Source organism: Dolichospermum sp. LEGE 00246 (genome assembly GCF_015207865.1).
Taxonomy (GTDB): Bacteria; Cyanobacteriota; Cyanobacteriia; order Cyanobacteriales; family Nostocaceae; genus Dolichospermum; species Dolichospermum heterosporum.
The window spans coordinates 1-9,892 of record NZ_JADEWA010000182.1 but is presented as its reverse complement, the minus strand read 5'-3'; the positions used below and the strand labels follow the sequence as shown (position 1 = coordinate 9,892).

9 protein-coding genes are annotated in these 9,892 nt (G+C 41.4%); 5 read left to right on the top strand and 4 right to left on the bottom strand.

Going from position 1 to position 9,892, the window contains the following annotated elements:
• Positions 1-97: 97 nt before the first annotated feature.
• Entirely contained in the window at positions 98-1,342 is a 1,245-nt protein-coding gene (locus IQ228_RS13430) for an inorganic phosphate transporter (protein ID WP_193963116.1), read from the bottom strand.
• 136 nt (positions 1,343-1,478) lie between these two features.
• On the opposite strand from IQ228_RS13430, the gene IQ228_RS13425 reads away from it, so the two are divergent.
• A complete protein-coding gene (locus IQ228_RS13425) occupies positions 1,479-2,540 on the top strand; it encodes a class I SAM-dependent methyltransferase (RefSeq protein ID WP_193963114.1) in 1,062 nt (353 codons plus the stop codon).
• A gap of 516 nt (positions 2,541-3,056) precedes the next feature.
• On the opposite strand, the gene patX is transcribed toward IQ228_RS13425, so the two are convergent.
• The 3 genes from patX to queC form a co-directional block, all read right to left on the bottom strand.
• The gene (gene patX / locus IQ228_RS13420; protein ID WP_027401389.1) at positions 3,057-3,293 is read right to left on the bottom strand and encodes a heterocyst-inhibiting protein PatX; all 237 of its coding nucleotides are present in this window, start codon (positions 3,291-3,293) and stop codon (positions 3,057-3,059) included.
• Between the two features lie 107 nt (positions 3,294-3,400).
• Entirely contained in the window at positions 3,401-5,143 is a 1,743-nt protein-coding gene (locus tag IQ228_RS13415; RefSeq protein ID WP_027401388.1) for an FAD-dependent oxidoreductase, read from the bottom strand.
• Positions 5,144-5,338: 195 nt separating this feature from the next.
• A complete protein-coding gene (gene queC, locus IQ228_RS13410) occupies positions 5,339-6,034 on the bottom strand; it encodes a 7-cyano-7-deazaguanine synthase QueC (protein WP_193963111.1) in 696 nt (231 codons plus the stop codon).
• Between the two features lie 14 nt (positions 6,035-6,048).
• Between queC and IQ228_RS13405 the strand changes: the two genes are divergently transcribed.
• From IQ228_RS13405 to IQ228_RS13390, 4 genes are all read left to right on the top strand, one after another.
• A complete protein-coding gene (locus IQ228_RS13405; RefSeq protein WP_160170600.1) occupies positions 6,049-6,198 on the top strand; it encodes a hypothetical protein in 150 nt (49 codons plus the stop codon).
• A gap of 409 nt (positions 6,199-6,607) precedes the next feature.
• Positions 6,608-7,690, top strand: a complete 1,083-nt coding sequence (locus IQ228_RS13400; RefSeq protein WP_193963110.1) for a Gfo/Idh/MocA family protein — start codon at positions 6,608-6,610, stop codon at positions 7,688-7,690.
• A 316-nt stretch (positions 7,691-8,006) separates the two neighbouring features.
• A complete protein-coding gene (locus IQ228_RS13395; RefSeq protein WP_027401384.1) occupies positions 8,007-9,170 on the top strand; it encodes a ParM/StbA family protein in 1,164 nt (387 codons plus the stop codon).
• Positions 9,171-9,175: 5 nt separating this feature from the next.
• Positions 9,176-9,649 carry a hypothetical protein gene (locus tag IQ228_RS13390; RefSeq protein ID WP_027401383.1) on the top strand — a complete coding sequence of 158 codons (474 nt, stop codon included), beginning with the start codon at positions 9,176-9,178 and terminating at the stop codon, positions 9,647-9,649.
• The last annotated feature ends 243 nt before the right edge of the window (positions 9,650-9,892 follow it).

Genomic DNA, 9,892 nt, shown 5'->3' with positions numbered 1-9,892 from the left:
GTGCGGGAGGGAAGAACAGAAGTTTTTTCCGATCATTACCCGTCAAAATAAATTTGACGAACTACTAGTGCCAGTTTAGTGCCAGTTTAGTGCCAGTTTAGTGCCAGTTTAGTGCCATAATGGTAAAAATAGTGGCACTCAGGGCGACGCTGATGGGAATGGTAATTAACCAAGCGGCGGCGATATTCTGGATAGTGGCAAATTTTATTGATTTAATATTTTGTACCAGTCCAATCCCCACAACTCCACCGACAAGGGTATGGGAGGTGGAAACGGGTAAACCTAAGCGGGAGGCTAATAAGATAGTGATGGCTGTGGCTAGTTCGGCGCAAAATCCGCTACTAGGTTCTAAGGAAATAATATTTTCGCCAATGGTGGCAATAACTTTTTTACCCCAAACTGCTAATCCTGCCACAATGCCGATCGCACCGAGAACCAGAATCCACAAGGGGATGGTGAGTTCATCACTGGGAACTTTACCTTGTTGGTTGATGTAGGCAATTACTGCTAGAGGAGCGATCGCATTACCAACATCATTAGAACCGTGAGCAAAAGCCACAAAGCAAGCGCTCAAAACTTGAAATCTGGCAAATAAACCTTGAATTTTGTTTTCAATTTGACTATTTACCAATTGTCGCCAACTGATCAAGGTCAAGCTAATTACGGCGATTCCACCAATGAATAGGGTAATGTCGTGAGCGGGAACATTAAATTTTCCCTCTGTGAGTAAGAACTGGCTCAAGGGTTGAGTGATTGTCGGGAGAACGATAATACCAAATACACTCAATAGCAATGCACTTAACCAGGGAATCCATTCTTGTAGCTGGGAGAGAGGTTGGGGTTGATTAAAAATCCATTGTTGAATCAAACTATACAAACTAGCGGCGATCGCTCCACTAATTATTGGTGTTAAAATCCAGCCTATAGTAATTAAACCAATGGATGACCAATCCATTGCTTCTACTCCCAATGCTACCCAACTAAAGCCAGCGATCGCTCCCACAATGGCATGAGACGAAGACACCGGTAAACCCCTAGCTGTGGCAATCTGTAGCCAGATCCCAGCCGTGAGCAGTACCGAAATCATCCCCATCACTAAAGTTTGTGGTATCGTCGCAAATAAAACCGGATTCGCAATTTTCGTGCCGAGGGTAGACGTTACCTCTTGTCCAAACAAGACAGCACCAAGAAACTCTAACACGCCAGCAATCATGATCGCCTGTTTGAGAGTAATAGCCCCAGAACCCACAGAAGTTCCCATCGCATTAGCAACATCATTTGCACCCAAATTCCAGGCGACATAGAAGACTAAAAGAGCGACTATCGCAGTTTGCAGTTCCATAAAATAAACCATTCACACCTGTTAACAGGTAAAAATTGTTATGAATGATTTACATTTTCCATTTTTTTGGCTATAAAAATCTGGACGAGCCATGAAACTCGACACAATCAACAAAACCTAATTTTATCTTTTATCTATGTTTGATATTTTCACAAAATCAAGCTACCAAGCCCTGCAATCAGGGAAGAATTACTTTGCTTTTGCTCACAAAATCGTAATTTCACAGATCAAAAACCTAATTTATCCATCACTTCAGCCAAATATCAGTCCTTTATCCCGGAAATTGCTCACACAACTCCAAGACAATATGAACCAGTTATTGGCAACAGACTGGGAAGATAGTCAAGCCGGTGTGTATCCACAAAATTTATTATTTGATAATTCTTGGGAAGATTTCTTCCGTTACTATCCATTAATATGCTTAGATTTACCAAATATCTGGGAACGAATTAAAAATCGGAGATATCAAGAATTTTCCCAGGAAATATCCACAGATAACTATCCCAGCTACTATGTACAGAACTTCCATTACCAAACAGATGGCTATTTGAGTGAACTGTCCGCCAATTTATATGACTTACAGGTGGAAATTCTGTTTGGTGGCTCAACTGATGCTATGAGAAGACGCATCCTCTGTCCTCTCAAATCCCAACTAACAGCATTTGACCATATTCCCCAAGAACAACTCCGAGTCATAGATATTGCTTGTGGTACTGGACGAACACTGAAGTTAATCAGAGCAGCTTTAGCCAACATATCTTTATTTGGTATAGATTTATCCCCAGCCTATTTGCGGAAAGCCAACGAACTATTATCCCAAATTCCTGGAGAATTACCGCAACTCGTACAAGGGAATGTCGAAGAGTTGCCCTATCGAGATAATTACTTTCATGGTACAACTTGTATTTTTCTGTTTCATGAGTTACCAGCGGCAGTTCGTCAAACTGTAATTGAAGAATGTTTTCGGGTCACAAAACCAGGAGGCATTTTTATTATCTGTGATTCTATTCAGGTAAATGATGTACCGGAGATGGAAGTAGTTGTCAAGAACTTCTCAGAGACTTTTCATGAACCTTATTACAAGCATTACATTACAGATAACCTGGTAGAGCGTTTAGAAAAGGCGGGATTTGAGCAAATAGAAACCCAAGTTCACTTCGTAAGTAAATATTGGATTGCTCACAAGCCAAGTTACTAGAAATTTAGCATTCACAATGAGGGTTGATAACTAAGAAAAGTTTTCTGTTCCCTCACTTCCGGTAATTATTCCCACCTACTAACGCCCAATGTGTACTGAACGCGATTACCATAGGTGAGATTGGTGCGTGTATTAGTGATTTGGTCACCAATACACGCCAAGGGTTGAGCAATTACCGGATGTTTTGATGAAATATTGAACAATTTTCGAGAGATGAAGTGCTGTAACTGTCTATGTTTTTAGCAGAGAAATGGCAATATTGATAGCTGGCGTGATGACGCGAGAGCCATGCAACTGATTAAAGATATAGTGCTTGTAACTATCTATATCTGGTGTCAGTCAAAGAGAAATTTACAAACGATAAAATCAAACAAGTGTAGTGCTGTAACTGTCTATATCGTTTCAATTCAAGAAGTCGTATGTAGGATTTAAAAGATCCAATAATCCGGTAACATCATTTCTGGATTGGCAGGTATTGCGCTCCAAGGATTAAATAACAGAACTGAAATTGCCAACTTATCCATCTAATCCTCTACGACCACTACCTCGATGAGGATTGGGCTTTTCGGGTTGATTGGGGCTAGGTTTGGAGTTATCAGCCAGGTTGAAACTCTGGTTTAACACCAAAGGTGAAAGCTGGTAATCGGACTTAGCCATTGACAGAGCGGAAAAACGAGTCTGTACTGCTTCGCAGTTAAAAGCTAAGGAGCCAAATACCAGACTCGATACTAAAAGTGAAATGGCAGCACGCATAGTAGATGTCTATTTTAGAACTCTCTACTTCACTAATACTTAACTATTATATGTCTATCCGGAAAATTTGCAAAAAAGTATTGTATTTTACTGAATAAATGTTCATTTTATACTTCTTCAATATATTCAACAAGTAACCAATTCCCAGATAAATTTGGCCGCCCCCAAATCTTGAGTATTTTTTCTGGGGGTAAAGCTTGTAGTTGCTGATCTATATCAGGTATCAACGCAACAAGCTGCCAATTTGTTGTAGTAAAATTGGTTTCATTTGTAATATTAAATTGGTAATTTTGCTCACCTAGTCGTTGGAATTTGCCTGTAAAGCAGTTGAGGTTTAATTTATTGTCTGGTCTCACCACAATACAAGGGCAGTTACCATCAGCAGGATAAGCTTCTGGATGGTCTAAATAATAAGTTTGCCAGTACAACCAATCGGGATGATTAGTTAATAAGTTAAACAAGGGAACAATTACGCTAGGTGCATGGTCGTCTGTCAATAATGCAGCCTGCAAACTCTTCACTGGTAAATCCCTGGGCTGACATTCTAGCACAATACAAAGAGAAGCTGCCATACCTGCCGCTTGTCCAATTCCCATGACTACTGGTTGAAGTCTAGTAGCGCCGTTAGCGATGTGAGAAACGGAAATGTTTTTTTCACAAACTAGCAAACCATCTGTGGTGGCAGGAACAAGAGCGCGATAGGGGATAGTGAAGGGTGTTCCTGTCCATCTTCCACCCCAACGGATGGATTTAGGTTGCAGTGAGAACTCTACGCCGGGATAATGGTGATCGTTGGCATAGTTACCGACGGCAATGGCATCATGAAATGGTAATGCGGTTTTACCGTTGGCTAAAGGCAGGATATCCCGTTCACAAACAGTTGTCAAGCCGACTAGACGGCGACTTTCCCGATAATAGGGATGGAGGGCAAAGGCGGAGTTAGGATGGGGAAACAGGTTTTCTGCTAATCCGTAACGCCTACCAAACTGACTTTGAATGTGATGGGCGAAATTCTGACTATGCCAATAAGATTCTTGCATAAATTCGCGCTTTTTCTCCCCTACATCTAGCAACCGATTGGCATTTTCGCAGTAATCGTTGCCCGCAATAGGCCAGTTAATCATAAATTGATTCGCCGGTAAGCGTCCATAGTTCAAAAATTTTTCTGAGCCATAGTTATCCCAAGCTCCTGTAAACTGGGATGGATTATAGTTGGGGGCGGGGAGAATTTCTGGGGCGGTATTTTCTCCAAAGTCTTGCATGACTACTACCCAGGTTGGTGCTTGGACTGGATAGGTTTGGGTCAGGGAGTTAAAATTTGTTGGTGCGCTGGGTTCTTGCCATTCTGATTGTAATTCCCAACCCCAACGATGGGGGATTTCTCCTAAAGCTAATAGGTCTCCTAATTCTGTGCCGTCAAGAATGATTTTGGCGTTGATGGTAAAGTTTGCAAAGCGTATACCTGTGATCCTCTCTTGGGTTCGCAATACTTCTAAGGGAACTTGTCCAGAAATCCATTGCAGGTTAGGTAATTCTCGTACCCAGTCGGCAAATATTTCTGCACCTATTCGCGGGTCATAAGTAAAAAAACTGACCCAACTATTATCTAATCCGCCTGGTTGTCTGCGTTGTAATTCTTGGAGGAAAGCCCCCCATAAACCTGTTTGCCAGGCTTGCAATTCGTTGCCGTCTGGTGCAGATACACCGGCTGAGGTCAGCATTCCTCCTAACCAGGGAAACTCACTCACGAGGATTGTGTTTACACCTCGTCGCGCTGCTTGGATAGCCGCAGCAGTTCCGCCGGTGCCTCCGCCAACAACTAGGACATCGGTTGTATAGATTTGATTCATCGTATTTTATAGGATTAAGTATGGTTTTATAGTTTATTAAAGGGCGATCGCTACCTGATTATACTCAAAACGGCTAGAAGCTGGACTTTTTTATCATACAAAGAACAAGTTGAAAGCCTCTCCAGTATTAAATATTATTCCTTTTCCCTCTCCTCTTAGGAGAGGGTTAATAGAGGGGTTTCATATTTGGTTAAACTATGAACCGTTTTCAGTATAAGTGACATAATCAATGGGATCTTCTAAACCTAATTCGGCAAAGGCTGCTAACCGCAATTGACAGGAATCACAGACACCGCAGGCTGAATCACCACCGGCATAGCAGGACCATGTGAGATGCCAAGGTACTCCTAATTGATTGCCTAGTTGGATGATTTCTGTCTTTTTCAAATCAATTAATGGGGCGATAATTTTAATAGCTTCTCCCTCGCGTCCTTGTTTTGTCCCCAACTGGAAAACTTGCTGCATAGCTTCGATATAGTCAGGACGACAGTCTGGGTAGCCGGAATAATCTAGGGCATTAACGCCAATATATACTCTTTGGGCGGCGATCGCTTCGGCATAGCCCAAAGCAAAACTTAAAAAGATGGTATTACGGGCAGGAACATAGGTAACAGGAATATTATCTGCCATTTCGTCGAGCGATCGCCCTTCAGGTAAATCAATCTTGTTGTCTGTTAGTGCTGAACCACCCCATTGTCGTAAATCAAAATTTACCACCTGATGTTGAACTACTCCAGCCGCATTAGCAACCATAAAAGCAGAATGTAACTCTTCCCTATGACGCTGTTGATAATTAAAAGAAATAGCGTAACATTCACAGCCATCAGCCTTTGCTTGGTAAAGAACAGTAGAAGAATCTAAACCACCAGATAACAAAATTACAGCTTTCATATTCAGAAGAGGAAATGGGAGATCAAGAAATAGCAAGAGGAGAGGGAAATTTTCACAATTACCAATTCCTTCATAAATTGCATCCAAAAGATGGGAAAATTAACAAAATACAACCAACAAAAATTAAATATGGACAAAAAGACTCTCAGGAATCAAAACATTAATTGTATAAATCGCCTAAAACATTATACTCTGAGTATTAACTATGTAATGGCTTGTAATTTTACTTATAGAGAGGGTGATTAATTTACCGCTATCAAAACAAAGTATGTATTGAATTTAGTTAATTTCCTAAATACATACCTGATAACTTCTGTCAAAAGTTACAAAAATTACAGAGTTAAAGAAAAAACACATAATTTTTCTAATAGATGAATAAAAACAGGATGATTGACAACTGTTAACGGAAAAGATCACCAGATGGCGGGAACTGAACCCAAACTTTGAAATTCTTCATAAAGATAATCACTATGTTACCATCTGGATGGTTTAAGACAAATCAGACCTGGCGTTTAAGTATAAAAGCCAACGACCGTAGCGTCTCTAAATTTGGTGGTTGAGGAGAGAACAATAGTGCAAGATAGCATATCAGTGTCAGAGCCAAATCTTTATTCACAGCGCAGCCAGCCGCACCCTATTCGCATAGGCGTGATTGGGGTTGGTAACATGGGACAACATCATACCCGCGTACTGAGTTCCATGAAAGACGTGGAATTAGTCGGCGTTTCCGATATTAATGTCGAACGTGGTCTAGAAACTGCCAGCAAACACAAAGTCCGGTTTTTTGAAGATTACTGCGACTTACTACCCCATGTAGATGCCATCTGTGTTGCTGTGCCTACAAGGTTACACTATGCAGTGGGTATAAACTGTTTGTTAGCAGGAATCCATGTTTTAATTGAAAAACCGATAGCAGCCAGTATTTCCGAGGCAGAATCCCTAGTTAATGCTGCTGCTGAATCCCAGTGTATTTTGCAAGTTGGTCACATAGAACGATTCAATCCCGCCTTTAGGGAACTTAGTCAAGTCCTCAAAACCGAGGAAGTTTTGGCTTTGGAATCTCACCGTATGAGTCCTTATTCGGCGCGGGCGAATGATGTTTCCGTAGTGCTGGATTTAATGATCCATGACATTGATTTACTGCTAGAATTAGCCGCCTCACCAGTGGTGAAACTGACTGCTAGTGGGACTCGTTCTTTAGACTCAGGTTATTTAGATTATGTAACGGCTACCTTGGGTTTTGCTAATGGGATTGTTGCCACTCTCACAGCCAGCAAAGTTACCCACCGGAAAATTCGCCGTTTAGTTGCCCATTGTAAAAATTCATTTACAGAAGCAGATTTTCTCAATAATGAGATTTTGGTACATCGGCAAACCCCTGTTAATCCGCTGATTGACCATCAAAAAGTCTTATATAGACAAGATGGTTTAATTGAAAAGGTTTATACCACCAATGTTCAGCCTCTTAGTGCAGAGTTAGAGTATTTTGTCAACTGTGTTCGCGGTGGCAATCAGCCTTCTGTCGGTGGTGAACAAGCTCTCAAAGCTTTACGCTTGGCTAGTCTAATTGAGCAAATGGCTTTAGAAGAGAGAGTTTGGAACCCATTAGAGTGGTCTTCGGAATCCAGAGTCCAATCTTTGACATCAACCATTTAGCAAAATTTAGCTAAAACTGGTAATGGGAGAAATTTAATGATTTTTCTCCCGCCAATATGACGGGTTAGGAGTAGGGGCAACCCCCTGTGGCTGCCCTGTAGTTATTCTGTGCTTGGATGTCAAGAGGGGGAAGAAAAAAGCAAAGCTTGACTTGACATTTCCCAAGACTGACATCAGAAATACTAAATCATAAAAAATTGACGATCGCCTGTTATGAATTTTGACGTATTTCTAGTTACACTTAACCCAACCTAAAATTTTTTGTAGCTCACCTTTTTGTAAGATGAGCATGATAACTTTTTACAGAGGAGATTTCATGACAGACCAACCGCCCGTAGCTAATCCCATGAACGCTGCTGCTATTCCTATGAACCGGAATCCAGCAGCACCATCAGCAGCCACACCCATAAATTCTGGAAATTCCGTCAAGCCAACCAATATTACGGGTAAAACTATTCTGAGTGTGGATTTAGGTAGAACCTCCACAAAGACTTGTGTGAGCCGTGAACCCGCTAATGTGGCTTTCATTCCTGCTAATGTGAAGCAAACATCAATTGAGCAGATCCGTGGTGGTGTGTTTGAAGCTAAGGCTACTGACCCACTAATGGATTTGTGGTTGGAGTATCAAGGTAGTGGCTATGCTGTAGGGCAATTAGCAGCCGATTTTGGGGCTAATCTTGGCGTTGGCCAATCTAAGGTAGAAGATGCTCTGGTCAAAGTTTTATCATCTGCTGGTTACTTTAAGCTCAGAGATGAAATTTATGTTGTCCTGGGACTGCCTTTTTTATCTTTGGAACAATTTGAAAGAGAAAAGGCACAGTTAACTAGCTTGGTAACTGGACCTCATGTAGTAAATTTTCGAGGTGAATCCATAACTTTGCATATTGCCAAAGTCTGGGTAATGCCAGAAGGATATGGTAGTTTGCTGTGGTCAGAAACTCAACCGAATAAAGCAACAGCAGTTCCCGATTTTACAAAAATATCTGTGGGGATTGTGGATATTGGTCATCAAACCATTGATATGATCATGGTGGATAATTTCCGCTTTGCTAGGGCTGCTTCTAAGAGTGAAGACTTTGGGATGAGTAAGTTTTATGAACTGGTAGCTAAGGAAATAGATGGTGCTGTTGATAGTCAATCATTGGCACTGATTTCTGCGGTTAATAAGCCTAAAGGCGATCGCTTTTACCGTCCCAAAGGTGCTAGTAAGCCTACTAATTTAGATGATTTTCTGCCTAACTTAACAGAGCAGTTTTCACGGGAAATTTGCTCTCGTGTGTTAGCTTGGTTGCCAGAGCGAGTAACTGATGTGATTATTACAGGTGGTGGTGGAGAGTTTTTCTGGGAAGATGTCCAACGTCTACTCAAGGAAGCTAAAATCAACGCTTACTTAGCTGCACCTTCTCGGCAAGCTAATGCTTTGGGGCAGTATATTTATGGAGAAGCGCAATTATCTGCTGCTGTTCGCGCTAGGTCATAAAACTGATGTTCCAATGGTCAAAAAAGGTAGTTAAATCCGTTACGTTCAATCCAGAAATTGCTGATGAGAGTTTGTTAGCGCAGGTGGAAAACTCCTTAGAGACACAGCCAGATAAAACTTTCAGTGATCTGTGTAAGGAGGCTCTCTGGAAATTTTTGTGTGTCCCAGAAACTGTACAACCAGTTGCTAAGACAGCAAATATAACTACGGTTGAACAAAAAATCGGTGAGATGCAAAATCAAATAGCTGGTTTTGAGGAACGTTTTTTGGCGAGGGAGTCTCATCGTTTGGAGGCGATAGAAAGTCAAATGTTGCAACTTACTCAACAAGTGGCAAATTTGGCAATTATCCTGAATCAACAACCACTTACTTATATTCCTCCTGATAGCGTTAGCGTGGCGCAAGCCATACCTGAATATGAACCTCAAGAAGTAGACCCCGTAATTAATCGGATTGGTCAGTTCCTTGATGATTTCTAAGCAATAACTGGGTTTTTCCTGGTTTTGACTTTGAAAAAAACTCTTAATCAAACTACCCCAAGTCCTACCAATAAGCCATTGCGGTGTTATTGGTGGGATATTTTGTTTCAGGAGTCAGGATTCAGAAAGAAGAAGTGAAATCCTATAGAAAAATTAGGCATTGCTGATTAAGGGTATGAATTCTAGTAGTCTGTCAACCCGAAAATGACGGATGTAGGGGATGTGGGGGGGTAGGGGATGTGG

Bases quoted from the DNA above. Each gene is read 5' to 3' on its own strand.
- IQ228_RS13405 (WP_160170600.1), top strand. From the start codon at position 6,049: ATGGGAGATCAAGAAATAGCAAGAGGAGAGGGAAATTTTCACAATTAC.
- IQ228_RS13415 (WP_027401388.1), bottom strand. From the start codon at position 5,143: ATGAATCAAATCTATACAACCGATGTCCTAGTTGTTGGCGGAGGCACC.
- IQ228_RS13395 (WP_027401384.1), top strand. From the start codon at position 8,007: ATGACAGACCAACCGCCCGTAGCTAATCCCATGAACGCTGCTGCTATT.
- patX (WP_027401389.1), bottom strand. From the start codon at position 3,293: ATGCGTGCTGCCATTTCACTTTTAGTATCGAGTCTGGTATTTGGCTCC.
- IQ228_RS13430 (WP_193963116.1), bottom strand. From the start codon at position 1,342: ATGGAACTGCAAACTGCGATAGTCGCTCTTTTAGTCTTCTATGTCGCC.
- queC (WP_193963111.1), bottom strand. From the start codon at position 6,034: ATGAAAGCTGTAATTTTGTTATCTGGTGGTTTAGATTCTTCTACTGTT.
- IQ228_RS13425 (WP_193963114.1), top strand. From the start codon at position 1,479: ATGTTTGATATTTTCACAAAATCAAGCTACCAAGCCCTGCAATCAGGG.
- IQ228_RS13390 (WP_027401383.1), top strand. From the start codon at position 9,176: ATGTTCCAATGGTCAAAAAAGGTAGTTAAATCCGTTACGTTCAATCCA.